This window comes from Caballeronia sp. GACF4, from assembly GCF_023631025.1.
Lineage (GTDB): Bacteria > Pseudomonadota > Gammaproteobacteria > Burkholderiales > Burkholderiaceae > Caballeronia.
In genome coordinates this window covers 19,436-44,883 of record NZ_JALQDW010000011.1, presented here as the reverse complement: position 1 = coordinate 44,883, position 25,448 = coordinate 19,436, and the positions used below count along the sequence as shown (strand labels likewise).

The 25,448-nt window shown below is 61.8% G+C and carries 23 protein-coding genes and 2 pseudogenes; 9 read left to right on the top strand and 16 right to left on the bottom strand.

All coding sequences use genetic code 11. The features are described from left to right. The first annotated feature begins 90 nt into the window (after positions 1–90). Positions 91–789, top strand: a complete 699-nt coding sequence (locus NCR40_RS11895; protein WP_250465782.1) for a FadR/GntR family transcriptional regulator — start codon at positions 91–93, stop codon at positions 787–789. 50 nt (positions 790–839) lie between these two features. Here NCR40_RS11895 and NCR40_RS11890 read toward each other — a convergent pair whose 3' ends face one another. Beyond that, entirely contained in the window at positions 840–1,160 is a 321-nt protein-coding gene (locus tag NCR40_RS11890) for a DNA-binding protein (protein ID WP_244826352.1), read from the bottom strand. Between the two features lie 389 nt (positions 1,161–1,549). Here NCR40_RS11890 and NCR40_RS11885 point away from each other — a divergent pair, with 389 nt between their 5' ends. Then, positions 1,550–2,419: a class I SAM-dependent methyltransferase gene (locus tag NCR40_RS11885; protein ID WP_250465780.1), complete on the top strand. Its 870-nt coding sequence runs from the start codon at positions 1,550–1,552 to the stop codon at positions 2,417–2,419. Here the strand turns inward: NCR40_RS11885 and NCR40_RS11880 are convergent, their stop codons facing one another. Both NCR40_RS11880 and NCR40_RS11875 read right to left on the bottom strand, forming a co-directional pair. Beyond that, positions 2,420–2,977 carry a DUF1415 domain-containing protein gene (locus NCR40_RS11880; protein ID WP_250509545.1) on the bottom strand — a complete coding sequence of 186 codons (558 nt, stop codon included), beginning with the start codon at positions 2,975–2,977 and terminating at the stop codon, positions 2,420–2,422. Then, complete coding sequence (locus NCR40_RS11875; protein ID WP_502800980.1) at positions 2,974–3,618, bottom strand: TetR/AcrR family transcriptional regulator; 645 nt, start codon at positions 3,616–3,618, stop codon at positions 2,974–2,976. The genes NCR40_RS11880 and NCR40_RS11875 overlap by 4 nt, the downstream gene beginning before the upstream one ends. Positions 3,619–3,745: 127 nt before the next feature. On the opposite strand from NCR40_RS11875, the gene NCR40_RS11870 reads away from it, so the two are divergent. Both NCR40_RS11870 and NCR40_RS11865 read left to right on the top strand, forming a co-directional pair. Further along, on the top strand, positions 3,746–5,029 hold the full coding sequence (locus tag NCR40_RS11870; RefSeq protein WP_250509544.1) for an MFS transporter: 1,284 nt from the start codon (positions 3,746–3,748) through the stop codon (positions 5,027–5,029). 210 nt (positions 5,030–5,239) lie between these two features. Further along, positions 5,240–5,835, top strand: a pseudogene (locus NCR40_RS11865) (nitroreductase family protein). 49 nt (positions 5,836–5,884) lie between these two features. Here the strand turns inward: NCR40_RS11865 and NCR40_RS11860 are convergent. After that, a complete protein-coding gene (locus tag NCR40_RS11860; protein WP_244826348.1) occupies positions 5,885–7,372 on the bottom strand; it encodes an MFS transporter in 1,488 nt (495 codons plus the stop codon). A gap of 197 nt (positions 7,373–7,569) precedes the next feature. Between NCR40_RS11860 and NCR40_RS11855 the strand changes: the two genes are divergently transcribed. Beyond that, the gene (locus tag NCR40_RS11855; protein ID WP_244828124.1) at positions 7,570–8,844 is read left to right on the top strand and encodes an Hsp70 family protein; all 1,275 of its coding nucleotides are present in this window, start codon (positions 7,570–7,572) and stop codon (positions 8,842–8,844) included. 64 nt (positions 8,845–8,908) lie between these two features. On the opposite strand, the gene NCR40_RS11850 is transcribed toward NCR40_RS11855, so the two are convergent. Beyond that, entirely contained in the window at positions 8,909–9,112 is a 204-nt protein-coding gene (locus NCR40_RS11850) for a cold-shock protein (RefSeq protein ID WP_016346375.1), read from the bottom strand. Between the two features lie 476 nt (positions 9,113–9,588). On the opposite strand from NCR40_RS11850, the gene NCR40_RS11845 reads away from it, so the two are divergent. Further along, positions 9,589–11,181: an APC family permease gene (locus tag NCR40_RS11845; protein ID WP_250465772.1), complete on the top strand. Its 1,593-nt coding sequence runs from the start codon at positions 9,589–9,591 to the stop codon at positions 11,179–11,181. Positions 11,182–11,271: 90 nt separating this feature from the next. Here NCR40_RS11845 and NCR40_RS11840 read toward each other — a convergent pair whose 3' ends face one another. The 7 genes from NCR40_RS11840 to NCR40_RS11810 form a co-directional block, all read right to left on the bottom strand. Continuing rightward, on the bottom strand, positions 11,272–12,057 hold the full coding sequence (locus NCR40_RS11840) for a DODA-type extradiol aromatic ring-opening family dioxygenase (protein ID WP_250509543.1): 786 nt from the start codon (positions 12,055–12,057) through the stop codon (positions 11,272–11,274). Between the two features lie 109 nt (positions 12,058–12,166). Beyond that, positions 12,167–12,763, bottom strand: coding sequence for a UbiX family flavin prenyltransferase (locus NCR40_RS11835; RefSeq protein ID WP_250509542.1), 597 nt, complete (start codon positions 12,761–12,763; stop codon positions 12,167–12,169). 13 nt (positions 12,764–12,776) lie between these two features. Further along, positions 12,777–13,088: a Grx4 family monothiol glutaredoxin gene (grxD, locus tag NCR40_RS11830; RefSeq protein ID WP_244826344.1), complete on the bottom strand. Its 312-nt coding sequence runs from the start codon at positions 13,086–13,088 to the stop codon at positions 12,777–12,779. A gap of 97 nt (positions 13,089–13,185) precedes the next feature. Further along, positions 13,186–14,022: a peptide chain release factor N(5)-glutamine methyltransferase gene (gene prmC, locus NCR40_RS11825; protein WP_250509541.1), complete on the bottom strand. Its 837-nt coding sequence runs from the start codon at positions 14,020–14,022 to the stop codon at positions 13,186–13,188. Continuing rightward, positions 14,019–15,101 (bottom strand): peptide chain release factor 1, encoded by a 1,083-nt coding sequence (prfA, locus tag NCR40_RS11820; protein WP_244826342.1) that lies wholly within the window; start codon positions 15,099–15,101, stop codon positions 14,019–14,021. The genes prmC and prfA overlap by 4 nt, the downstream gene beginning before the upstream one ends. Before the next feature lie 94 nt (positions 15,102–15,195). Next, a complete protein-coding gene (gene hemA, locus NCR40_RS11815) occupies positions 15,196–16,530 on the bottom strand; it encodes a glutamyl-tRNA reductase (protein WP_250509540.1) in 1,335 nt (444 codons plus the stop codon). Positions 16,531–16,692: 162 nt separating this feature from the next. Then, on the bottom strand, positions 16,693–17,460 hold the full coding sequence (locus NCR40_RS11810; protein WP_250509539.1) for a glycosyltransferase family 2 protein: 768 nt from the start codon (positions 17,458–17,460) through the stop codon (positions 16,693–16,695). Between the two features lie 296 nt (positions 17,461–17,756). Between NCR40_RS11810 and NCR40_RS11805 the strand changes: the two genes are divergently transcribed. From NCR40_RS11805 to NCR40_RS11795, 3 genes are read left to right on the top strand one after another with little or no spacing between them, the layout of a single operon-like run. Continuing rightward, positions 17,757–18,029 carry a hypothetical protein gene (locus NCR40_RS11805; RefSeq protein WP_244826339.1) on the top strand — a complete coding sequence of 91 codons (273 nt, stop codon included), beginning with the start codon at positions 17,757–17,759 and terminating at the stop codon, positions 18,027–18,029. A 47-nt stretch (positions 18,030–18,076) separates the two neighbouring features. Continuing rightward, positions 18,077–19,906: an aminopeptidase P family protein gene (locus NCR40_RS11800; RefSeq protein WP_284507759.1), complete on the top strand. Its 1,830-nt coding sequence runs from the start codon at positions 18,077–18,079 to the stop codon at positions 19,904–19,906. 27 nt (positions 19,907–19,933) lie between these two features. After that, positions 19,934–20,557: an HAD family hydrolase gene (locus NCR40_RS11795; RefSeq protein WP_250509538.1), complete on the top strand. Its 624-nt coding sequence runs from the start codon at positions 19,934–19,936 to the stop codon at positions 20,555–20,557. A gap of 3 nt (positions 20,558–20,560) precedes the next feature. On the opposite strand, the gene NCR40_RS11790 is transcribed toward NCR40_RS11795, so the two are convergent. From NCR40_RS11790 to ychF, 4 genes and pseudogenes are all read right to left on the bottom strand, one after another. Further along, complete coding sequence (locus NCR40_RS11790; RefSeq protein ID WP_250509537.1) at positions 20,561–21,685, bottom strand: DUF748 domain-containing protein; 1,125 nt, start codon at positions 21,683–21,685, stop codon at positions 20,561–20,563. 242 nt (positions 21,686–21,927) lie between these two features. Further along, a complete protein-coding gene (gene ettA / locus NCR40_RS11785) occupies positions 21,928–23,595 on the bottom strand; it encodes an energy-dependent translational throttle protein EttA (protein ID WP_244826336.1) in 1,668 nt (555 codons plus the stop codon). A gap of 178 nt (positions 23,596–23,773) precedes the next feature. Continuing rightward, positions 23,774–24,097, bottom strand: a pseudogene (locus tag NCR40_RS11780) (DUF3761 domain-containing protein). Between the two features lie 122 nt (positions 24,098–24,219). Continuing rightward, complete coding sequence (gene ychF / locus NCR40_RS11775; RefSeq protein ID WP_250509536.1) at positions 24,220–25,314, bottom strand: redox-regulated ATPase YchF; 1,095 nt, start codon at positions 25,312–25,314, stop codon at positions 24,220–24,222. Positions 25,315–25,448: the final 134 nt, after the last annotated feature.

Here is a 25,448-nt window from a genome sequence, read left to right as displayed (position 1 = left end):
TTGAAAATGGTCGAACGCGCTTCGTACGGTGCGTCAACCCTTCCGCTGATTACAATCCACGTTTTCCCCGAGACATGCAGGAGTGTGCACGTGAGTGTCAAACCAGTCGAAACGCGTCGCCTCTACCTTCAGATCGCCGATAAGCTGCGCGCTCTGATCGAACAGCAGGACTTTGCGCCGAACGGCCGGTTGCCCTCCGAACGCGAACTCGCGCAGACGTTGGGCGTGTCGCGGCCTTCGGTGCGCGAGGCGCTGGTTGCGCTGGAACTGGAAGGGCGAGTCGAGATTCGCATGGGCTCGGGCGTCTATATCTGCGCGACGCCCGTGGCGAAGCCGCCCGCCACCGAGGCGGAACTGGGCGAGAGCCCGATCGAGATCATGAATGCGCGCAGCGTGATCGAAGGCGCGATTGCCGCGAATGTCGCGCCGTTTGCCAAGCCAAAGGCATTGAAGACGCTACGCGCCGTCTACGAGACCATGGCGCGCGAAGTCGAAGCGGGACAAGTACCAATGAGCGCCGACCGCGCGTTTCACGTTGCGATCGCGCAGATGTCGGGCAACGACGTGCTGGTCAGGACAGTGGGCAGTCTCTATGACGAACGGCATAGTCCGCTGTCATCCACGTTACGCGGACATTTCGAGGGGGAGGAAACCTGGGCGGCCGCGCTTGGCGAACATCTCGAGATTCTCGAGGCGCTCGAAGCGCGGGACGCGGTGCAGGCTCAAGCCGCGATGCAGCGGCACATGCGCAAGTCGGCCGAGCGTCTGATGACACGGCGCAAAGGCTGAAACCGGCGCGCCTTCAAAGACGAACCGGTTCTCTCGAAAGTTAGCCCGCGTTAGCCGGGATACGCTTCATCGACCTTCAGGCCAGCCAGCTTGAAGATCACGCGCAGTGTCTGCGGCGCGATCTCGCGGCGCGAGGCGAGCGTGGTCAGGACGAAGTCCATCACCTTGGCGTACTTCAGCATGGTCAGACACGATTCGATATCCGTGGAGCCGTCGCGCATCGATTCGGCGAGACGCAGCATCTCCACCGAAATCTCTCGAGCCATTTCGAGTTCGAGTTGTTGCTTCTCGCTCCAGGCGGGCATCGTGGTCAGCGCCGCGAGCATCTCCTGAAACTGCTTTTCTGCTTTCTTGTCGGGGATCGCGTCCATCGCCGTCCTCTCCATGTTCATGGCGCTGGCGAGTCGCAATCGCCGCGCTGAGTGTTAGGTGTTACGTAACGAAAGCCGCTCGCGGGTGACGACGCGTACTGCGTTGTCGAGGCGTGACTTTGCTACCTGCTTGTTGCTCTTCCTTGCTGCATTGGCGCGCCGGGCTTCTTCCCCACGCTGCGCATCGTCCCGGCCAGATCCGCATACCGGACAATGCACGAAGTGTTCCAAGCGTTTTCTAGCCGTCTTGCATCGCCGGTCGACTTGGGCGGAACAAGAGCGTCTTCGCGCTTTTGGGTAAACTTCTCCTTTCGAGTCGGCAGAACCAGCGGTTAGCGCACATTCGGCGCAAACTAGCCTCGTTTTTTAATTTCCACGTCACTTTCACGATGGCCAAGAAGTCCTCCGCGTCGGCTCCGGGCACCCCCGACCCCACTACAAAGCACGAAATCCGTCCAGGTCAGTCGATCGAACTGCTGAAGGAACTTCATATCCTCACGCGCGACGGCAAGATGAATCAGGACAGCCGCCGCAAACTGAAACAGGTCTATCACCTCTATCAGTTCATCGAACCGCTGCTTGCCGACGTTCACGAACGCCAGGGTTCGGTGTCGCTTGTCGACCATGGCGCGGGGAAGTCTTACCTTGGGTTTATTCTCTACGATCTGTTCTTCAAGACTCTGCGCGATCGGTCACACATCTACGGTATTGAGACGCGTGAGGATCTTGTTCAAAAATCGGAGGAATTGGCGAAGCGGCTGGATTTCGAGGGAATGTCGTTTCTGAATCTGTCGGTGGCCGAATCGATTGAATCGAATCTGCTGCCGGATTCCATCGATGTCGTGACCGCGCTGCACGCCTGCAATACCGCGACGGACGACGCCATCCAGTTCGCTCTGCAGAAGAACGCGAAGTACATCGTCGTGGTGCCGTGTTGTCAGGCGGAAGTCGCGTCAGTGCTGCGCAAGAACAAGGGGCATGCGCTGTCGAAGAACGTGCTGACGGAGATGTGGCGGCATCCGCTGCATACGCGCGAATTCGGCAGCCAGATTACGAATGTACTGCGCTGCCTGCAGCTCGAATCGCACGGATATCAGGTCAGCGTGACGGAACTCGTAGGCTGGGAACATTCGATGAAAAACGAGCTCATCATCGCTCAGTTCAAGGACTTGCCGCGCGCCCGGCCCGCGCAACGGCTGTCGGATGTGCTCGAAACGCTCGGGCTGGACGAGTTGCGCGAGCGCTTCTTCGCGCACTGATCAGTCGCTTTTCATCCACGCCGCGAAACCTTCGTGACCGAGGCGACGCAGCGTTTCCATGTTGCGTTCGTAGATATCGGCGGCGTCGGGAAAGGCATCCACTGCGCGGTCGATGCTCGCTTCGCGCAGCAAATGAAAGATGGGATACGGCGCCCGATTCGTATAGTTCTCGATGTCGTCGGGCTCGCTGCCTTCGAATCGATATTGCGGATGAAAGCTCGCGATCTGCAGTTCTCCGGCAAGGCCCATGTCGTTCAACAAGCGGTCGGCGAAGAACAGCGCGTCGTTGTAATCGGTGAAGTGCGCAAAGGCGTGCGGCGTGATGAAAAGCGTCGTGTCGATGTCATTTGCATCGCTTTCGCGCAAAAGGCGCAGTTCGTCCGCGAGTTCCGCGACGACATCTTCCACGCCGCGCGCGTCGCTCACGACATAGCGAATCTGTCCCTTCACATGCACGCTCTTGGCAAAAGGACACAGGTTCAAGCCGATGACAGCGCGGGTGAGCCAGTGGCGCGTGGCCGCGATCACTTCTTCTTCGCGGGTGCTACGGTCGTTCATGGTGCATCCTGAATAAGCGGCTTGCAGGCCGCGTCGATCAACGTGCGCGCAATGCGAGGCGCCGCGCGCATCGGCCCCGAACCGGGACCGTAAGTCTGGCTCGTCGCGTAGACGCCATCGACGAGCAACGCCAGCGATTCTGCCAGTTCGACGGGATCGGCGGCGCCCGCAGCAACCGAAATCTCGGTGAGCCGCGTGATCAGATAGTGCTTGTTGCGCTCGACGGATTGCCGCGCGGGATGCGCTGGATCGCCGAATTCGCACGCGATGTTGAGAAACGGACAGCCGCGATAATCCGGCGCCGACGCGCGCCCGACGAGATCCTCGAGCGATTGAACGAGTTGCTCGGCCGGCGCGCCCGGATGCTTCTCGACGCTTGCCTCGAAGCGCTTGCGGAATCTTTCGTCCATGCGCTGCAGATACGCGGTGACGAGTTCGTCTTTCGATGCGAAGCGCCGGTACAGGCTCATCTTGTTGACGCCCGCGCGTTCGACGACGGCATCGACGCCGATGGCGCGGATGCCTTCGCGATAAAACAGTTCCTGCGCGGCATCGAGCAATTGTTCCCGAGCCTGCACGCCGTCGGTTCGCACACTGCGGCGAGCAGGGGTTTTCGGCTGGCCGGCGGGAGTTCGTGTCACAGTCGCATCCTTGAATATTGCTTGGGTCTTGACATGTTACCGATCGGTAACTAAGCTCGCAACTCTGATGTGACAGGTCGGTAACGTCACGGCGCGTAAAACACGAAATTCACGGAACGGAGCAGCGATGAATTGGGTAGCGAGACGGCTTGGCGGCCGCGTGCATTATGGCTGGATCGCAGTGGGCGTCGTTTTCCTGGTGTTGCTGGCGGCGGCCGGCACGCGCGCGACGCCGAGCGTGATGATGTTGCCGCTCGAAAAACAGTTCGGCTGGTCGCGCGGAACCATCTCGCTTGCCATCTCGATCAACCTTGCGCTTTACGGCCTGACCGGACCATTCGCCGCTGCCGCCATGCAGCGCTTCGGCGTGCGTCCGACCTTGCTCGCCGCGCTTGCGACCTTGGCCGCGGGCGTCGGTCTCTCCTCGATGATGACCGCGCCCTGGCAGATGATCGTGATCTGGGGCGTGATGGTCGGCGGCTCGACGGGCGTTGCGGCGCTCACGCTTTCGGCGACGGTGGTGAATCGCTGGTTCACGACGCATCGCGGGCTTGCAATGGGCATTCTCACCGCTAGTTCGGCGACCGGGCAGCTCGTGTTTCTGCCGTTTCTCGCGGCGTTGTCGGAGCATCACGGCTGGCGGCCGGTGGTTTTCGTCGTGGCTATAGCAGCCGCAGTCGTCGTGCCGCTCGTCGCGTGGCTGCTGCCGGAGCGTCCGTCGGATGTCGCGCTGCGACCCGTCGGCGAAAGCCCGGACGCGCCGCCCGCCGTCATTCCGCCGCCGAAAAATCCGATCAAGGTCGCATTCGGCACGCTCGGCATGGCGAGCAAGACGCGCGATTTTTGGCTGTTGTTCTTCAGCTTTTTCGTGTGCGGCGCGAGCACGAACGGTTATGTCGGCACGCATCTGATCGCGATGTGCTCCGACTACGGCATGACGCAGGTGCAAGGCGCGACCTTGCTCGCGGCGATGGGCATTTTCGATTTGTTCGGCACGACGCTTTCCGGATGGCTTTCGGATCGCTTCAACGCGCGCCTGCTGCTGTTTTGGTACTACGGCCTGCGCGGGTTGTCGTTGATCTATCTGCCGTATGCGTTTGGCATCGACTTCTTCGGCTTGCCGCTTTTCGCGGTGTTTTACGGGCTCGACTGGATCGCGACCGTGCCGCCGACGGTGCGCCTCGCCACCGATGTCTACGGCAAGGAGTCGGCGCCGATCGTCTTCGGCTGGATCGTGGCGGGGCACCAGCTCGGCGCGGCGTTCGCGGCGCTGGGCGGCGGCATGCTGCGGTCGAGCCTCGGCAGCTACACCGTGGCGACGATGATCTCCGGCGGTCTTTGCCTCGTCGCAGCCGTTACGGTGCTGCGGATCAATCGCGCGGGGCGGTCGATGGGCGTCGCCGCCACTTGAGCGCTTTTGCGGACGTGTGAGTCCGTGACTTATCCTTGTCGTTCGATACTTGAACGGCGCGCATTGGGCCGATGCGCGCCGTTTGCGCTTTTGAGGGCGGCGCGAGGCAACGGTGCTGTATTGAAGTGGTAGCGTTGTGCGGTTGACTGCTGCAAACCGTTATCGTGATGGGCAGGCCTCGCTTCTTCCAATCGCTGAAGGATTTCAATGATGACCGCCAAACCCGCCGCAACCGAAGTCGATATCCACGAACTACTCGCAGGCCGCTGGAGCCCGCGCGCGTTCGCCGACGCGCCGCTGAGCCGCGAGCATCTGCATAGCCTGCTCGAAGCGGCGCGCTGGGCGCCTTCATCGAGCAATTTGCAGCCTTGGCGTTTATCGCGTTCGATCGGCATCGCGACGAAGCCGCGTTCCAGCGCGCGTTCGAAACGCTCGCGCCGTCCAATCGGACATGGAATGTTCGCGTGCCCGTGCTGGTCTGCGTGACTGCGTCGACGCTCACGCCGAAGGGCGATGTCAGCCGCACCGCGCTCTACGACACCGGCGCGGCCGCGATGGCGCTCGTGCTCCAGGCGCACGCGCTCGGACTCGCGACGCATCAGATGGGCGGCTTCGATCGCGACGCGTTCCGCGCGGCGTTCGAGATTCCGCCGGAGGTGGAGATCATCGCGATGATCGCAATCGGTCATCACGGCGACGCGAATCTTCTCGACGACGCGCTGCGCGAACGCGAGGCCGCGCCGCGAGCACGCAAGGCGCTGGGCGAGACCTCGTTCGAAGGCGCGTGGGGAAAGAGTTTCGAGTGAAGCCAGGTTTACGCGGCGCGGGTTCGCTTGACTGCGGATGTGTCCGACATCACCCCTCATCCGCCGATGACAGCGGCCGCGCAACATCTTCCAGAGACTTGCGCTCCGCTGCCACGCCCCAGATGCCGGCCACGACGGCGGCCGCGATCATCAGCGCCGAGCCGATCAGATAGCCGACGAACACCGCGCCACGCTGATGCGTATCGATGAGTTGCCCGAACAGCGCCGGCCCGATGATCCCGCCGAGCGCCGTACCGAACGCATAAAAAACGGCGATGGCAAGCGCGCGAATCTCAAGCGGAAACGTCTCGCTGACCGTCAGATAGGCCGAACTCGCCGCCGCCGACGCGAAGAAGAAAATCACCATCCACGCTATGGTCTGCGTGGTCACGGAAAGCATTCCGTGCATGAACATCCATCCGCTGATCGTGAGCAGCACGCCCGAGATCGCGTAAGTGAAGGCGATCATCCGGCGTCGGCCGAGCACGTCGAATAGCTTGCCGAGCAGAACGGGGCCGAGGAAGTTGCCCGCCGCGAACGGCAGCACGTACCAGCCGATGTGATCGCCCGGCACGTGATAGAAGTCCGTCAGCACGAGCGCGTAAGTGAAAAAGATTGCGTTGTAGAAGAACGCCTGCGCGGTCATCAACATGAGGCCGACCAGCGAGCGGCTCCGATGCACATGAAACAGCGTGTGCGCGACTTCCGAAAGTGGCGTGTGCTCGCGCATCTTTAGGCGCAGCGGCTTGATCGGCGTGTTCGGTATTTCGACGCCGTGCTTGCGAAAATGCGCTTCGATATCCTCGACAATCTGCTTCGCCTCATCGACGCGGTTATGCGTGATGAGCCAGCGCGGACTTTCCGGCACCCACATCCGCATGAAGAGAATGGTGAGACCGAGCGCCGCGCCGATCAGAAAGCACCCGCGCCAGCCCCAATCGGGCGGCATCAGGCCCGGATCGAGCAAAACGAGCGAACCGGCCGCGCCAATGCCCGCGCCGATCCAGAACGTGCCGTTGATGGCGAGATCGGTCCAGCCGCGCAAACGCGCGGGCGTGAATTCCTGGATCGTGGAATTGATGGCCGTGTATTCGCCGCCGATGCCTGCGCCCGTCAGAAAGCGGAACAGCACGAAACTTGCGAGATCCCATGAGAACGCGGTTGCGGCGGTCGCGGCCACGTAGAGAAAGAGCGTGATGAAGAAGAGTTTGCGTCGTCCGAGCCGGTCGGTGAGCCAGCCGAAGCCAAGCGCGCCGACCACCGCGCCCGCAATGTACGCGCTGCCGGCAATGCCGACATCCGTGTTGTTGAAGTGCAGCGCCGGGCTCGACTTCAATGCGCTCGCCACCGCGCCCGCGAGCGTGACTTCGAGCCCGTCGAGCAGCCACGTGATGCCGAGCGCGAATACGATCAACGTATGAAACCGTCCCCAGGGCAGACGGTCGAGCCGTCCCGGTAAATCGGTTTCTATGATGTCGGATCGATCGCTGGCGCTCGCAGTCGAACGATTTTCCTGCGGTAAGGTAGTGTCGTTCATTGGCTCGTGCCCGCCGCATCCGCGCGCGCAACAGTGAATAAATTGCCGCTTTGGCGAGCAAGTTGCATTCCGCGCCGGTTGAAGCGTCGTGGCGGTTCCAGACGGGTTCGAATGCGGTTGATGCATGCCGCCGAACATGCTACAAACCCTGTCCACTTTTGAATGCGGCGTTGCCTCGTAACGCTGCCTCGATGTCCATGACCTACTGTGCGATCGATTTTGGCACGTCGAATTCCGCCGTCGCCGTGCCTGCCGCGATTCAGGCGCAGACGCAGGGTGGCCATTCGATCCGGCTGGCTCCCGTCGAGGGCGAGGCAACCACGCTTCCGACGGCCGTCTTCTTCAACACGGACGAAAACAGCCAGTCCTATGGCCGCGCCGCGCTCGAATCGTATATAGACGGCTTCGACGGCCGCCTCATGCGTTCGATGAAAAGCATTCTCGGCTCGCCGCTCGCCGACACTAGCACCGATCTCGGCGACGGCTCCGCCATCAAGTACACGGACGTCATCACGCTTTTTCTGCAGCATCTGAAGCAGAAAGCACAGGCGGTCTCGCCAAGTCCGCTCGATCGCGCGGTTCTCGGCCGTCCGGTCTTTTTCGTCGATGACGATCCGCGCGCCGACCGCCTCGCGCAGTCGCAACTCGAAGCGTGCGCGCACGCCATCGGCTTGCGCGAGATTCACTTTCAATACGAACCTATCGCCGCCGCATTCGATTACGAAGCGCGCCTGACGCAGGAAGGGCTCGTGCTGGTCGCGGATATCGGCGGCGGTACGTCCGACTTCTCGCTCGTTCGCGTGGGGCCCGAGCGCGCTCGCCAGCTAGACCGAAAAAGCGATGTCCTCGCGCATCACGGTGTGCACGTGGCCGGCACGGATTTCGACCGGCGCGTCGAGCTGACGACCGTTTTGCGCGAACTCGGTTATCAGACGCTCGATCCGCAAGGGCGCGAAGTGCCAAACCGCGTGTATTTCGATCTGGCGACGTGGCATCTGATCAACACCGTCTACACGCCCAAGCGCGTGAGCGAATTGCAACTGATGCGCCACCTTTACACCGAACCGCGTCTGCACGACCGGCTGATGCGCGTCGTCGATCGCAGGCTTGGTCATGCGCTAACCGCGCACGCTGAGGAAGCGAAGATCGACGTGGCGGCGGGCGGCGTAACCGAGATCGACATGGAAGAGGTGGAGGAAGCGCTGCGCGTCGCATTCGACGAAGCGCAGCTGATCGAAGCGGGCGCGGACGAGACGCGGCGTATCGTCGAAGCGGCGCTGGAAACGGTGAAACGCGCGGGCGTGGCGAACGCGGATGTCGGCGCCGTGTACTTCACGGGCGGCACCACCGGTTTGCGCTTTCTGTCCGATGCGCTCGCGGCGGCTTTTCCCGGCGCACGAGCCGTATTCGGCGATCGACTTGCCAGCGTGGCGACGGGTCTCGGTATTTACGCGCAACGCGTCTTTACCTGATCGCGCTCGTTCCAGATGCAAAAAACCCCGCCGAGGCGGGGTTTTCTTTAAGCCGGATAAAAACTTACGCCGGCTTGATGTTCGCTGCTTGCTTGCCCTTGGGGCCAGTCTTCACTTCGTAGGTAACCTTTTGGTTTTCTTGAAGTGTCTTGAAACCCTCAATGCGGATTTCCGAGAAGTGTGCGAACAGATCTTCGCCGCCGCCATCCGGGGTGATGAAGCCAAAGCCCTTTGCGTCATTAAACCACTTGACGGTACCGGTTTCCATGTTACTTATTCCAAAAAATTGATGAATGAGGCCGAAGCCAAGGGTGCATGAAGATCAAGGAAGGGGCAATGGGACCAACCGGAGTACCGCGATGGCGAACTACGAAAGAACCACAAGTCACTCGCCACTTGAAATCCTGCAAGAAGGTTTATACGGCTAATCGTTTTCGCGGTCAAATAATATCCGACTGCCGCGCAGGGACTTTTTGAGATATCGCAACGTATCTTACGAATCTTTCATAATTTCACTGCCAACTGTCTATCACCGCCGTGTGGTAGCTTTCATCGCGCAAAAACTGATGAAAGCTGACAATCCTTCGCTGCATTCGAAAGGTGCAACCGTTACACTACGCGCCAACCTGCCAAGGTTGCACCAAAATCGCCCTATCACCGGACCGTAGGCCGGCATCGCGCGCGGCGGATGTGCATTCGTGCGCCTGACCTCCAAGCGCAAGGCGAGAGACACTGGAGAACAATGTGAAGAGTTCGATACAACGGAATATCGGGCCGATAGCACTTATGCTTACCGGCCTCGGTTCCATCATCGGTTCAGGCTGGTTGTTCGGCGCGTGGAAAGCGGCCAAGATCGCCGGTCCCGCAGCCATGGTCGCGTGGGTGATCGGCGCGGTCGTCATCATGGCGATCGCTCTTACTTACGCGGAGTTGGGCGCGACGTTTCCCGAATCCGGCGGCATGGTGCGTTACGCGCGCTATTCGCATGGCGCGCTCGTCGGTTTCATCAGCGCGTGGGCGAACTGGATTGCCATCGTCTCGGTCATTCCGATCGAGGCCGAGGCATCCATTCAATATATGAGCACGTGGCCCTATGAATGGGCGCATGCGCTCTTCGTGAACGAAACGCTCACGACTTCAGGGCTGATCCTCTCGGCGCTGCTCGTGGTCGTGTACTTCATGCTCAACTACTGGGGCGTGAAGGTGTTCGCGCGCGCCAACTCGACAATCACTGTCTTCAAGTTCCTGATTCCCGGCCTGACCATCGCGGGCCTCATCTATACAGGGTTCCATTCCGAGAACTTCGGCACGGTGTCGAGCTTCGCGCCCTATGGCTGGCCGGCCGTGCTGACGGCGGTGGCGACGAGCGGTATCGTATTCAGCTTCAACGGCTTTCAGAGCCCGGTCAATCTCGCGGGCGAGGCGCGCAATCCGTCGCGGAGCATCCCGTTCGCCGTGATCGGCTCGATTCTGATCGCGCTCGTGATCTACGTATTGCTGCAAGTGGCCTACATCGGCGCGGTCAATCCCGCCGATGTCGCGAAGGGCTGGTCGCATTTCAACTTCGCGTCGCCGTTCGCGGAACTGGCGCTGGCGCTGAATTTAAACTGGCTCGCCGTGCTTCTTTATGTCGATGCTTTCGTGAGCCCGAGCGGCACCGGCACCACCTACATGGCGACGACCACCCGCATGATCTACGCGATGGAGCGCAACAACACGATGCCGAAGATATTCGGCAACGTGCATCCGTTCTACGGCGTGCCGCGTCCCGCGATGTGGTTCAACCTGTTCGTCGCGTTCGTGTTCCTGTTCTTCTTCCGTGGTTGGGGCACGCTGGCGGCGGTGATTTCGGTGGCGACGGTCATTTCCTATCTCACCGGGCCTGTGAGCCTGATGGCGCTGCGCCGCGCCGCGCCGGATCTGGAACGGCCGGTCCGCTTGCCCTTAATGGGCTTGGTCGCGCCGTTCGCGTTCGTTTGCGCGTCGCTCGTCCTGTACTGGGCAAAGTGGCCGCTGACCGGCGAAATCATCCTGTTGATGGTCGTCGCGCTGCCCGTGTACTTCTACTTCCAGGGCAAGACCGGCTTCGCGGGATGGGGCCGCGATCTGAAAGCCGCGTGGTGGCTGGTGGCGTATCTGCCGACGATGGCCGTCATGTCGCTCATCGGCAGCAAGGAATTCGGCGGAAGTGGCGTGTTGCCGTATGGCTGGGACATGGCGCTCGTCGCCGTGCTCGCGCTCGTGTTTTACTTCTGGGGCGTGCACACCGGTTATAGGACGGACTATCTGGATGAACGCGAAGCGCACGAAGACATTCAGCACGAAGTCGGCGCGTAAACAGATCGTCGACGAGAAGCGGTAAAACGAAGCCCGCCTGAGCAATCAGGCGGGCTTCGTTCTTTCCTGCGCGGCTCGTGCGTTCAGGCCTCAGGCGTCCGCGAACACGTAGTTCGTCATTGCGAGCGCGCGCTGGAAAGTGCCGAGCGACTGTATGCGCAACTGATAGTCATCCGCCGCAGCGCCTAGTGCGCCGAATACTGGCAGCAGATGCTCGTCGGTCGGATGCATCAGCGCGGCGTGCGGCGCGCGGGCGCGATAGTCGAGCAGCGCGTCGATGTCGCGATCGGCAAGACGCGCCTCGAACCAATGCGTGAACTCATCGACGCGCGGATCGGCATCTTCAGGACGAGCGCCGAAATCCGCCATGCGCAGGTTATGCGTGATCTGCCCGGAACCGACGATCATCACGCCGTCACGCCGCAAATCGCGCAGCGCCCGGCCGATACCGAAGTGATGCGCGGCATCGAGGCGCGGTTGAATGGAAAGTTGCGCGACTGGGATGTCGGCGTTGGGAAACATGAGCAGAAGCGGCACCCACGCGCCGTGATCGAGGCCGTGCTCCATCGTGCTCGCAGCAATGCCGTGCTCGCCGAGCAGCGCGGCGGCGTTGCGGGCGAGATCGGGCGCGCCGGGCGCGGGATAGCGCAGTTCATAGAGCGCGCGCGGAAAACCGTAGAAATCGTGGATGGTTTCCGGCCGCTCGGCGATGCTCGCAACGGGTTGCGTCGTGCCCCAGTGAGCCGAAAGCATGAGGATGGCGCGTGGGCGCGGCAGCGTTTCAGCGAGCGAGGCGAATTCGCCGGAAGGCATCGACGGGTCGATAGGCAGCGTCGGCGCGCCGTGGGAAATGAAAACGGAGGGAAGGGAAGTCATGGCGTCGCGTATTGAGTTGGATGCCATCAATGTACGGCCGGAACTAGCGGAAATAAACGGCCGGTGAAGCAATGAATTGTGTCGTCGGCGTTTGCAATCGAAGCGACGCTCAGTCCGCTTCGCCGCGCATTCCTTCCCATGCAGCGGCGGCCGGCGATGCGATCTGGAACAGATCAATCACCCGCGCGACGGTGTGATCCACCATCTCGTCGATGCTCGCCGGCTTCTGATAAAACGCCGGCATCGGCGGAAAAATCACGCCGCCCATTTCCGTCACGGCGGTCATATTGCGCAGATGCGCGAGGTTGAGCGGCGTTTCGCGCACCAGCAGCACCAGACGGCGACGCTCCTTGAGCACGACATCCGCCGCGCGCGTGATGAGATTGTCGGAGAGTCCGTGCGCGATGCTTGCCAGCGATCGCATGGAGCACGGCGCGACAATCATGCCTTCCGTGGAAAACGAGCCGGACGCGATGCTCGCGCCGACATCGCGCACGTTATGAACAACGTCCGCGAGCGCGTGAACCGTGGATTTATCGAGTTCCAGCTCGTGCTGGATATTGAGCCAGCCGGCGCTGGAAACGAGCAAATGCGTTTCCACGCCGGAAACATGGCGCAACGTTTCAAGCAGACGCACGCCGTAAATTGCGCCCGTGGCGCCCGTGATGGCGACGATGAGCCGTCGTCGGGCGGCAGGCGCGTTCACTTCGAAGATGACTTCAGGCAGCGGCGAAGAGCTGTTGCAGTTCGCCGGATTCGTACATCTCCATCATGATGTCCGAGCCGCCGATGAACTCGCCCTTCACGTAAAGCTGCGGAATGGTCGGCCAGTTCGAGAATTGCTTGATGCCCTGACGAATTTCGTTGTCTTCGAGCACGTTCACGGTTGTGATCTGATCGACGCCGCACGCCTTCAGCACCTGGATGGCGCGGCCGGAGAAACCGCACATCGGGAACTGCGCCGTGCCCTTCATGAAGAGGACGACCGCGTTTTGATCGACGAGTTGCTTGATGCGTTCTTGCGTTTCCATGATGTTCCTGCGCTTTGATGTCGGTGGGGACTAAGTGTTGAAATGATAGCGGATTTCGCTATTCCGGGCTGACCGCTGCCTGGCTCGCCCGCCGCGCTCAGGCATTGAAAACGCCGCCGCTGATTCGCTCGATTCCCGCCAGATCGCACAGCGAATGCACATTGGTGAAACCGCGCGCCGTGAGCAGTCGGCGCACGGCGTCGGACTGATCGTAGCCGTGTTCGAGCCACAGCTCGCCACGGCGCGCAAGCAGAAACGGCGCTCGCTCGATAATGGTCCGGATGCAGGACAAACCGTCGGCGTCATCGGTGAGCGCGTCGCGCGGCTCGAAGCGCAGATCGCCTTGCTGCAAATGCGGATCGTCGCTTGCGATATACGGCGGATTGCTCACGATGGCTTCGAAGAGCAGCGAAGGATCGACCTTCGCGGTCCAGTCGCTTTCGACGAACGCGAGCGGCCCGCCCGCGCGCGCCGTATCGAGCAGCCGTTCTGCATTGCGACGCGCGACATCCAGCGCGGCGCCTGAGCGGTCCACGGCCCACACGCGCGCGTCGGGCCGTGCATGCGCAAGCGAAACCGCAATGGCGCCGGTTCCCGTGCCGAGATCGAGCACGCGCGCGTTCGGCGTATTCGCGATGGCGTCGAGCGCCGTTTCCACCAGCAATTCGGTTTCCGGGCGCGGAATCAGCACATCGGGCGTCACGTCGAATTCGAGCCCAAAAAATTCACGCGTTCCAGTCAGCTGCGCGATCGGTTCTCCCGCGACACGGCGCGCGACGAGCGCCTCGAAGCGGCTAACCGCGATGGCGCCAAGCGCTTCGCGGTCGCGCGTGATCAACTGCGTGCGTCGCCAGCCGAGCACGTGCATCAGCAAGACGCGCGCTTCGAGCGCGGGCAGCGCACACGCACGCAGCAGATCGACTGCGGTCGTCACTCGGTTTCCCCGAGCGCCGCGAGCAATTCCGCCTGATGCTCGCTCACGAGCGCGCCGATCAGTTCGTCGATATCGCCGTCCATGATGTATTCGAGCTTGTAGAGCGTCAGATTGATGCGGTGATCCGTCATGCGCCCTTGCGGAAAATTGTAGGTGCGAATGCGCTCGGAGCGGTCGCCTGAACCGATCAGACTCTTGCGCGTCGCCGCTTCCTTCGCGTGTTGCTCGTGATACTGCTTGTCCTTGATGCGCGCGGCGAGCACCTTCAGCGCGCGATCCTTGTTCTTGTGCTGCGAGCGGTCGTCCTGACATTCGACGACGATTCCGGTCGGCAAGTGCGTGACGCGCACGGCCGAATCGGTCTTGTTGATGTGCTGCCCGCCCGCGCCCGACGCGCGGAAGGTATCGATACGCAGATCCGCTGGATTAATCACCACTTCGCTGATTTCATCGGCTTCCGGCATGACCGCGACCGTGCACGCGGACGTATGGATGCGCCCCTGCGTTTCCGTCGCCGGCACACGTTGAACGCGATGCCCGCCCGACTCGAACTTGAGCCGCGAGAAGGCGCCGTGGCCCGCAATCCGCACGATCACTTCCTTGTAGCCGCCCAAGTCGGACACGCTCTCGGACATGGTTTCGGCGGTCCAGCGGTTGCGCTCCGCATAGCGCAGATACATGCGCAGCAGGTCGCCCGCGAACAGCGCGGATTCGTCGCCGCCCGTGCCCGCGCGAATTTCGATGAAGATATTGCGCTCGTCGTTGGGATCGGTCGGCAGCAGCATGGTCTGCAGATCGCTTTCGATCGTCGCCATGCGTTCGCGCGCTTCGCCGATTTCCTCTTCGGCGAAATCTCGCATCGACGGATCGGACAGCAATTCCTGCGCGGTCGCTTCGTCGTTGAGCGCCTGACGCCAGAGCGCGTACTGCTCGACGACCGGACTGATTTCCGCATGTTCGCGCGTGAGTTTCCGATACTGATCCATATCGGCGGTCACGTCTTCGCGGCTCAACAATTCGTTGAGTTCGACCTGCCGTTTTGCAAGCTGGTCGAGCTTGCTTTGCATGCTCGTTTTCATCGGGCGGAGTTGGAGCGATGCTCCGGAGAAATGTGGAATCAGAAATGCCTGCGCGTCAGCGCCGCGCGGCATTGGAGAACAGCGAGGAAAGCCGCTAACGGTCCGGAGACTGCGACGATTCAGGCGCCGAAGGCGTGTCGTCTTGCGGCTTGTCGGACGAACCGTGGCGGTAGAAGCCGCTCATCAGGTCGATGAGCTGGGCGCGCTCTTCCGTGGTCGCGCGATTGAGCGCGTGCGTCGGACCATGAATGAGCTTGTTGGTGAGCGATTGCGACAATGCTTCGAGCACGGCGGCGGGATCGTCGCCGCGCGCGAGCAGCTTGCGCGCGCGTTCGACTTCGGCGCGGCGCAACGCGTCGGCTTGTGTATGCATGTGGCGGATGACCGGCACGATACTGCGCGCATCGAGCCACTGCATGAAATTCTGCACACGCGTTTCGATAATCGCTTCGGCTTGCGCGACGGCAGCTTGCCGCGACGCATTGCCTTCGCGCACGATCGCGCCGAGGTCGTCGACGGTATAGAGGAACACGTCCTGCAGATTGCCGACTTCCGGCTCGATATCGCGCGGCACGGCGAGATCGACCATGAAGATTGGCCGATGCCGGCGCGCGCGCACCGCGCGTTCGACCGCGCCCAGCCCGATGATAGGCAGCGTCGACGCCGTGCACGACACGATGATGTCGAACTCGTGCATGCGCGTGGGCAGATCGGAAAGCGGAATAGCGCGGCCGTTGAACCGTTCGGCGAGCTTTTCGCCGCGTTCGGCCGTGCGGTTTGCGACCACCAGTTCGCGCGGATTTTGCGCGGCGAAGTGCGTGGCGCAGAGTTCGATCATTTCGCCCGCGCCGATGAAAAGCACGCGCTGACTCGAAATGTTTTCGAAGATGCGCTGGGCGAGTCGCACGGCGGCTGCGGCCATGGAAACGGACTGCGCGCCGATCTCGGTCGTCGAGCGCACTTCTTTGGCCACCGCGAAGGTGCGCTGAAACAACTGGTTGAGATAAGTACCGAGCGCGCCCGCTTCCGACGCGGTGCGCACGGCATCCTTCATTTGTCCGACGATCTGCGTTTCGCCGAGCACCATGGAATCAAGCCCCGAGGCGACGCGGAAGGCGTGGCGCACGGCCTCGGACTGCGGCAGCGCGTAGACGTGCGGCGCGAGTTCCGAAACCGGGAGATTGTGGTACTTCGACATCCACTGAATGGCAGCGTCGCGCGCGGCGGCGTCGTCGGTGGCGCAGTAAAGTTCGGTGCGATTGCAGGTCGAGAGGATCGCCGCTTCGGGCGAAACCTTGGCGAGCGGCCCAAGCCAGATGTCCTTCAGCGCGCCCAGAGCAGGCTTCAGCTGTTCGAGCGGAAACGCCACGCGTTCGCGCAAGGCGACAGGCGCAGTGTGGTGATTGATTCCGATCGTGAGGAGCTGCATGTAATGGGCCTAAGCCGATGGCCTTTCAGATAGCGCAATATTATAGCGTTTTACGAATCTCTTCATTTATAGGCGGCATAGGGGATGGCTGGTGTTCGCTCGCGCCGCTTGCAGCTGGCGCGAAGCCGCACGCTCGTGCGACGCCAGGACGCAGCGCCGCGCTCAATCGAAGTACTTTGCCAGCTCGGCGGCGCGCGCTTCGAGTTCCTCTTGCGACAATGCATGCGTCTCGGCAGCCGCTTCGCGATTTCGTTCGGCGGCGGCAATGGCCGCGTGCCGCGAAGTATTGTCGTGATGTAGATGGAACAGCGACGCGTTTGCATCGGGCACGGAATGCCAGCGAACGCCGAGCCGCACCGCGCGCGTGAGCAGGTCGTCATCTTCGCCGCCCCAGCCAATGAAGCGCGGATCGTAGCCGCCAACGCGCATGTAATCCGAGCGTTTTATGAGCACGATGGCGCCCGGCGTATTCGCATAGAGAATTTCCATTTCTTCGGGCCGGTCGCTTTCGAGAAACGGTTTTAGTATTGCGTAATCTCCGGAAGCAATGAAGGCATCGCGATAAACACCCGTAACGTTAATCACGTTCGTGAATGGGCAAAGTGCGTCGCTTGCCGTTCCATGACGAATTGCGTTGATGCAAAGCGGCAGATAATCCGGATTGGAAATCATGTCCGCGTCATGGAAACAAATGATGTCGCCGGTGCACATTCGCGCGCCCAGATTGCATAGGCGCGCCTTTGGAAAGGGGCCGTTGTTGTATACGAAGACATGCCTGATCTTTTCGTCGCCGAGGCCCGACCAGTGAAAGGTGGGCGTGGCATCGGCTTCGATGAGATAAACCGTGTAGTCGGAATAAGTCGAATCGAGATGGCGCAATATGCCGCGCAGATTTTCACGCCGTTCCAGCGTGGAACCGCGGTAGGTCATGACGAATTCCAGACCGTTTAGCGATATGAGGCTTTTCTCAATCATGGTGCTTTGTTTTCCGCTGTAAACCCATTAAATCGATGCCGCGAACTTGGGCAATGACTTCTTAGAGTATCGCCCTTAAATCAGCGTGGCTAAAGCGGTCATTTTACCGGCCCGGCATATTTTCATTTTTAAGCTTAGTCGCATAAATCGTTCAAGGAAACGCACTTGCCATCGCCAACCTGGCCCCCTAAACTCGACCGCTAACGGCGCGCGGCGCCGGTTCAAACGCAATCAAAGGGGCGCGGTAGCTGATGGGCTGGACGGGCTTGATCTTTTTGGGCGCGGTAATCGGCGCGACGGGTTGGTGGCTGCATCCGCTGCGGCGCGCGGGGCGCGTGGGCACAGGCGCGGCGGGGCGCATCTGGACGGCCATCGTCGCGGGCATATTGGCGATAATCGTCGCGCGCATGTTCGGCAATATCATCAACCTGTATCACGACGGCGATACGCTCGAATGGTTCGCGTGCACGGTGTTCGCGCTCGTCGTCGTGACGGTGACAGTCGGCCTTGCCGCGCGTCGCTAAACCCGCGCTCGCCGGCGCTTCCTCACGCATTCCATGCAGGTGACTTCATGAACGACCGCATCGCACATTCCGCCATTCCCGACGCAGCCGAGTTCGCCCGGCGCATTGAATCGCTGCGCGGCCAGATGGCGCTCGACAATCTTGCCGCCGTGCTGATTCCGTCGGCAGACCCGCATCTTTCCGAATATCTGCCGGAGCGCTGGCAAGGGCGGCAATGGCTGTCCGGCTTCACCGGTTCGGTCGGCACGCTCGTGGTGACGGCGGATTTCGCGGGCGTCTGGGTGGACAGCCGCTATTGGACGCAAGCCGAGGCGCAACTGGCGGGCACCGGCATCGTGCTCATGAAGATGATGGGCGGCCAGCAAACCGCGCCGCACGTCGAATGGCTGGCGGCGCATGTCGATTCGGGCGATGTCGTCGGCGTCGATGGCGCCGTGCTCGGCGTGGCGGCGGCGCGCTCGCTTGCGGATGCGCTGAAGGCACGCGGCATCGTACTGCGCACGGATGTCGATCTGCTCGATTCCATCTGGCCGACGCGTCCCGGTTTGCCTGACGCGCCCATCTACGAACATGCCGCGCCGCACGCCAGCGTGAGCCGCGCGGACAAACTCGCCCAGGTGCGCGAAGCCTTGCGCGCAAAAAACGCGCAGTGGCACTTCGTGTCCACGCTCGACGATCTCGCGTGGATCTTCAATCTGCGCGGCGGCGATGTCAGCTACAACCCCGTGTTCGTCGCGCATGCGTTGATCGGCAGTGACGACGCGACGATCTTCATCGCCGATGGCAAGGTGTCGGCCGAGCTCGAGGAATCGCTCGCGCGCGACAACGTGCGCGTCGCGCCTTACGCCGATGCGCCCCGCGCACTCGCCGCGCTGCCCGCCGGAGCCACGCTCCTGATCGACCCGCGCCGCATCACGCATGGTTTGCTGGAGCAAGTGCCCTCGGCGGTGACGATCGTGGAAGGCGTGAATCCGTCCACCTTCGCGAAGTCGCAAAAGACGGCGGCGGAAGCCGAGCATATCCGCGCGACGATGGAACAGGACGGCGCGGCGCTCGCGGAATTCTTCGCCTGGTTCGAGAATGCGCTGGGCCGCGAGCGCATTACGGAACTTACCATCGACGAAAAGCTCACGGCGGCGCGCGCGCGGCGTCCGGGCTTCGTGACGCTGAGCTTCGGCACTATCGCGGGCTTCAATGCCAACGGCGCGATGCCGCACTACCGCGCAACCGAAGCGTCGCATTCGGTGATAGAAGGCAATGGCTTGCTCTTGATCGATTCGGGCGGACAGTATGTGAGCGGCACGACGGACATCACACGCGTGGTTCCCGTCGGCGAGATCACGGCTGAACACAAGCGCGATTTCACCATCGTGCTGAAAGGAACGATGGCGCTGTCGCGCGCACGCTTTCCGCGTGGCATCCGTTCGCCAATGCTCGATTCCATCGCGCGCGCGCCGATCTGGGAAGCCGGCGCGGACTACGGGCACGGGACCGGGCACGGCGTCGGCTACTTTCTGAACGTGCATGAAGGCCCGCAGGTCATCTCGCACTACGCGCCCGCCGAAAGCTGGACGGCGATGGAAGAGGGCATGATCACGTCTATCGAGCCGGGCATCTATCGGCCGGGCAAGTGGGGCATTCGCATCGAGAATCTGGTGCTGAACCGAAGCGCGGGCAAGACCGAATTCGGCGATTTCCTCGACTTCGAAACACTCACGCTCTGCCCGATCGATACCCGCTGCATCGACCTGGCCTTGCTGCGCGAGGACGAACGCGCGTGGCTCAACGCGTATCACGAGGAAGTGCGCCGGCGCGTGTCGCCGCATGTGTCGGGCACGGCGTTGGCGTGGCTCGAAAAACGCACGCAGGCTATCTGATCCGAAACAAGAAGGAGCAGCAAAACCATGACCATCAAGGCAGTCGTATTCGACTTCGGCGGCGTGTTGATCGACTGGGATCGCGAGTATTTGTACCGGCAACTGATTCCGGACGAAACCGAGCGCCGCTGGTTTCTCGACAACGTCTGCAAGATGGATTGGGTCGTACAACAGGACGGCGGGCAGACCATAGAAGAAGGCACCGCCGAACTGATCGCGCGCTATCCCGATCACGAAGCGCTGATTTGCGCGTTCTATGCGCGCTGGCACGAGATGGTGTCGGGCGTGCTGGAAGAGGGCGTGGCGCTCGTCGACCGGCTGGACGCGGAAGGCGTGCCGCTATTTGGCCTGACGAACTGGTCGGCGGAGACGTTCCCGTATGCGTGGGAACGCTTCGACGTGTTGCGGCGGTTTCGCGAGATCATCGTTTCGGGGCGCGTGGGAATCGTCAAGCCCGACCCGCAAATTTTCGCGTTGATGCGCGCGGAGATCGAAAAGCATCTGCCGGGCATTCAGCCGCACGAACTCGTCTTCATCGACGACAACGCGAAGAACGCGCAGGCCGCCACGGATCTCGGCTGGCACGGCATCCACTACACGGGCGCGATGGAAACCGAAACGAAGCTGCGCGCGCTCGCCGTGCCTATCTGACGCTTACTGACCGAGCAAACTCTTGAGCGCGTTGCCAATACCGCGCACGGTATCGCCCGTGCCTTTGGCCACGCCTTCGACGCTCACACCGAGCGCCTTCGCAAAACCGGCGGCGAGTTTCTTCGACAGACTTTCCTGCAGCGAAAACTTCGGATCGCGCAGATCGCCGTCGAGCACGAAGTCGAGCTTGATCTGATCCTTGCGGTCTTTCAGCGCGGCGACAGCGGCTTTCGTCGGAATGGAGAGGAAGGTGTCGAGTCCGTTGCCGGTGTCGCTGATCTGCAAGTGATTCAGCGTGAGCGTGCCGGGCGCGTGAATGCGGTAATCGTGGATGTTCGCGTCCACGGTGAGGTCGATGGTCCCGCCCGTCACCGCCGCACGCGCGCCGGCCTTTTTCAGCAGATACGGGTCGAACGACGCGATATCCACGCCGCTCAGCACGGCGCGCGTCTGCGAATCCTTGTTGGCGATGACCATCCAACCGCCCCACGAAACCGTTCCCGTATGCGACGGACCCTTGATCGAACCGGACATCGACAGATTGGTGCGGTCAGTGAGCGCGGGGAGATGCAGATGGTCGATGGTCGCGCGCGAATCGCTGATCAACACGCGATACGGCGGCTTTTGCACCGATGAATCGAAGAACTCCATCGAGCCGCGTTCGAACGACACGCGATCGATGAGCTTCTCTTCCTGCGAGCGCGCGTCTTCCTTCGCGTCGGGCTTGGCGTCGGCGACGCGCGCGGTTTCCTTGAGACCGGGCAGAATCTGCACGCGGCCATCGGCGGAACGCACGATCGACAAATAGTAGTTGTCCACGCTCACGCCATGCAGATGCACGCGGTTTCGCAGCGCTTCGTGCATGTCGATGTCGAGCACGATGCGCTCGGCGCGCATGGCGTCGCTCGCGGGCCAGTCCTGCGGGCCGCGCAGACGCACGCGCGACAGTGTGACGTGGCCGAAGCCGACATCGATCTCTTCGGCCGAGCCGTTCGGCCCGAGCGTTTCGAGAATGCGCTCCTTCATCTGATGCGCGACGAAGAGCCACCCGCCAACCGCCACGACGATGATCGCCACGACGATTCCGACTGCCCAAAGCGCTCCCCGTTGCGCTTTCGATCGCGCCATCTGCTATGTCTCCCGAATACTGGTTCTGCCTGAGGCTCACTCGGCGGTAAGCCGTTTCGCGTGCATCGTTTTTTTAAGTGAGCGCGTACTTTTCAGCCTCTGTCGCGCCGCTAGCGTGTCGCAAAGATGCGGTGAAGACTGGCGGCGACGTGCCTCAGACAGTCGCCGCATTCGTGTCCGATGTCGGTGCGCGCGCGCGCATAGGCGCGCGCGTTCCTCGTCTCATCCGTTCACGCAAAGGATCAGCGCGTGATCGGCTTGTAGCGCAGACGCTTCGGCCTCGCGGCTTCTTCGCCGAGCCGCTTGCGCTTGTCGGCCTCGTATTCCTGATAGTTGCCGTCGAAGAACTCGACGTGCGAGTCGCCTTCGAACGCGATGATGTGCGTGGCGATACGGTCCAGGAACCAGCGATCATGCGAGATCACCATGACCGAGCCGGCGAATTCGAGCAACGCGTCTTCGAGCGCGCGGAGCGTTTCGACGTCGAGGTCGTTGGACGGTTCGTCGAGCAGCAAGACGTTGCCGCCCGCGATCAGCGTTTTCGCCAGATGCAGACGTCCGCGTTCGCCGCCCGACAGATTGCCGACGAGCTTCTGCTGATCGCTGCCCTTGAAGTTGAAGCGGCCGATATACGCGCGCGACGGCGTTTCGTACTTGCCAACCGTGAGCACATCCGCGCCGCCGGAGATTTCCTCGAACACGGTCTTGTCGGCGCCAAGCGCGTCGCGGCTTTGATCGACATAGGCGAGCCTGACCGTCGGCCCTTGCACGATCTCGCCGGAATCCGGCTGCTCCTTGCCGGTCAGCATGCGGAACAGCGTGGACTTGCCCGCGCCGTTCGGCCCGATGATACCGACGATCGCGCCCGCCGGAATCTTCATGCTGAGGTTGTCGATCAGCAGCCGGTCGCCATACGCCTTGCTGACGTTTTTGAACTCGATGACTTCATTGCCGAGACGATCGCCCACGGGAATGAAGATTTCCTGCGTTTCGTTGCGCTTCTGATATTCCTGGCTGTTGAGTTCCTCGAAGCGTGCGATGCGCGCCTTCGACTTCGCCTGACGTCCCTTCGGATTTTGGCGCACCCATTCCAGTTCCTTCTTGATGGCTTTCTGGCGGGCGGATTCGCTCGATTCTTCCTGCTTCAGGCGCTCTTCCTTCTGGTCGAGCCAGCTGCTGTAGTTGCCCTTCCATGGAATGCCGTGACCGCGGTCGAGTTCGAGAATCCATTCGGCGGCGTTGTCGAGAAAGTAGCGATCGTGCGTGACCGCGACGACGGTGCCCGGATAGCGCGTCAAGAACTGTTCGAGCCATTCGACGGATTCGGCGTCGAGGTGGTTGGTCGGTTCGTCGAGCAGGAGCATGTCGGGCTTTTGCAGCAGGAGCTTGCACAGCGCGACGCGGCGCTTTTCGCCGCCCGAAAGATGTTCGATGGTCGCGTCCCACGCGGGCAGGCGCAGCGCATCGGCGGCGACTTCGAGTTGCTGCTCGGGGCTGCCGCCGTCGCTCGTCGCGAGGATGGCTTCGTACTTCGCTTGCTCGGCGGCGAGCTTGTCGAAGTCGGCGTCGGGCTCGGCGTAAGCGGCGTAGATTTCGTCGAGCTTCTTGGTTGCCTGGAAGACATCGCCGAGACCTTCTTCGACTGCCTGACGCACGGTTTGTTGCGGATCGAGTTGCGGTTCCTGCGGCAAATAGCCGATGTTCAGATTGGGCATCGGCGTGGCGTCGCCTTCGATGTCCTTATCGACGCCCGCCATGATCCGGATGAGCGTGGACTTGCCTGAACCGTTGAGACCGAGCAGACCGATCTTCGCGCCGGGGAAGAACGAGAGTGAGATGTCTTTCAGGATCTGACGCTTCGGCGGGACGATCTTGCCGACGCGGTTCATGGTGAAGACGTATTGGGCCATGTCGATGTTGTCTGTAATGGTGTGGTGAAGAGTGCGAACGCCGGGCGCGGGCGGCTGCGTGCGGGACGCGCACGCCGCGTTATCGGCATTCGACGCGAATCGTCGGCGCGGGATGACGCGCTTCCCGGCGCGTGTGCCGCGCGGGATCGAATGTCATTGTACTTCGGGCGTGCTCAGGCTATTGCCAGCGCGCCACGCCGCCATGCCGCGAACACGTTCCGCCGTGGTGGCGGCTGAAGCTGTACGAGCCGTCGCGGCACTGCGCGGTCGCGCCTTCGGGTACCGCACCCGAACGCGAGCGAGAGGGCGCATGGATTACGTTGCCGTCGCGGTTGACCTAATGGCCATGTCTGTCGAGGTCGTTTTCGTCAGGCTGCGGGTTGAAGCTGTTCGCGTTCGCGCTGTTCGCGTACGCGTGCGCCGGTGTGCAAGGGATGACGCTCGCGGACAATGCAATGCAACACGTCGCAGCGAGCGAACGCAGAAACGTGGGTCCTTTCATCTGCTTTTTGTCTCTCTTTATTTTTATCGGGTACCGCTCATGAAAAAAGCGGAGCCCCGTTTATCGGGCACTCCGCTTTTTTCATGCAAGACGATTTGACGATTCTTGACGCTTGACGGCGTTTAAACGTTGAACAAGAAGTTCATCACGTCCCCGTCGTGCACGACGTATTCCTTGCCTTCGGCCCGCATCTTCCCGGCTTCCTTTGCGCCTTGCTCGCCCTTGAACGCGACGTAGTCATCGAACGCAATGGTCTGCGCGCGAATGAAGCCGCGCTCGAAATCGGTATGGATGGCGCCAGCGGCCTGAGGCGCCGTATCGCCGATATGAATGGTCCACGCGCGCACTTCCTTCACGCCAGCCGTGAAGTACGTCTGCAAGCCAAGCAACTTGAAACCCGCCCGGATCACGCGGTTCAAGCCCGGCTCGTCCATGCCCATGTCGGCGAGGAAGTCCTGCTTGTCCGCGTCGTCCAGATCGGCGATTTCCGCTTCGATTGCCGCGCACACCGCGACGACCGGCGCGTTCTCCGCGTCCGCATGCTTGCGAACGGCGTCGAGATATGGGTTGTTCTCGAAGCCGTCGTCCTTCACGTTCGCCACATACATGGTCGGCTTCGCCGTGATGAGGCAAAACGGCTTGATGAGCGCCTGCTCGTCTTCGTTCAACGAAAGCGCACGCACCGGCTTGGCCTCGTCGAGCTGCGCGCGCACTTTTTCGAGCACGGCGACGAGCTTGCCCGCTTCCTTGTCGTTGCCCGACTTCGCCGCCTTCGAATAACGCGTGAGCGCCTTTTCGATCGTCGACAGATCCGCAAGCGCGAGTTCCGTGTTGATGACGCCGATATCGTCCAGCGGATCGATCTTGCCCGCGACGTGGATCACGTTCTCGTCGTCGAAGCAGCGCACGACGTGCGTGATCGCATCCGTCTCGCGGATGTTCGCGAGGAACTGATTGCCGAGACCTTCGCCCTTCGACGCGCCCGCGACGAGACCCGCGATATCCACGAATTCGACGACGGCCGGCAGGATACGCTCGGGCTTCACGATTTCGGCGAGCGCGGTGAGGCGCGCGTCCGGCACTTCGACCACGCCGACATTCGGCTCGATGGTGCAGAACGGATAGTTCTCGGCGGCAATACCCGCCTTGGTCAAAGCATTGAATAGAGTGGACTTGCCGACGTTAGGCAAGCCGACGATGCCGCATTGGAGGCTCATGGAATCCTTCGAACTGGTGAGACGGCGCAGGCCGCGCGGGTTTCGTCAAAAGTCGCGCGCCGGGCAAAGGCTGAATTGGCAAAAACGCCCGCCAGCGCAACGGCCGCGTCGAGCGGCCAGGCAAACCGCCATTG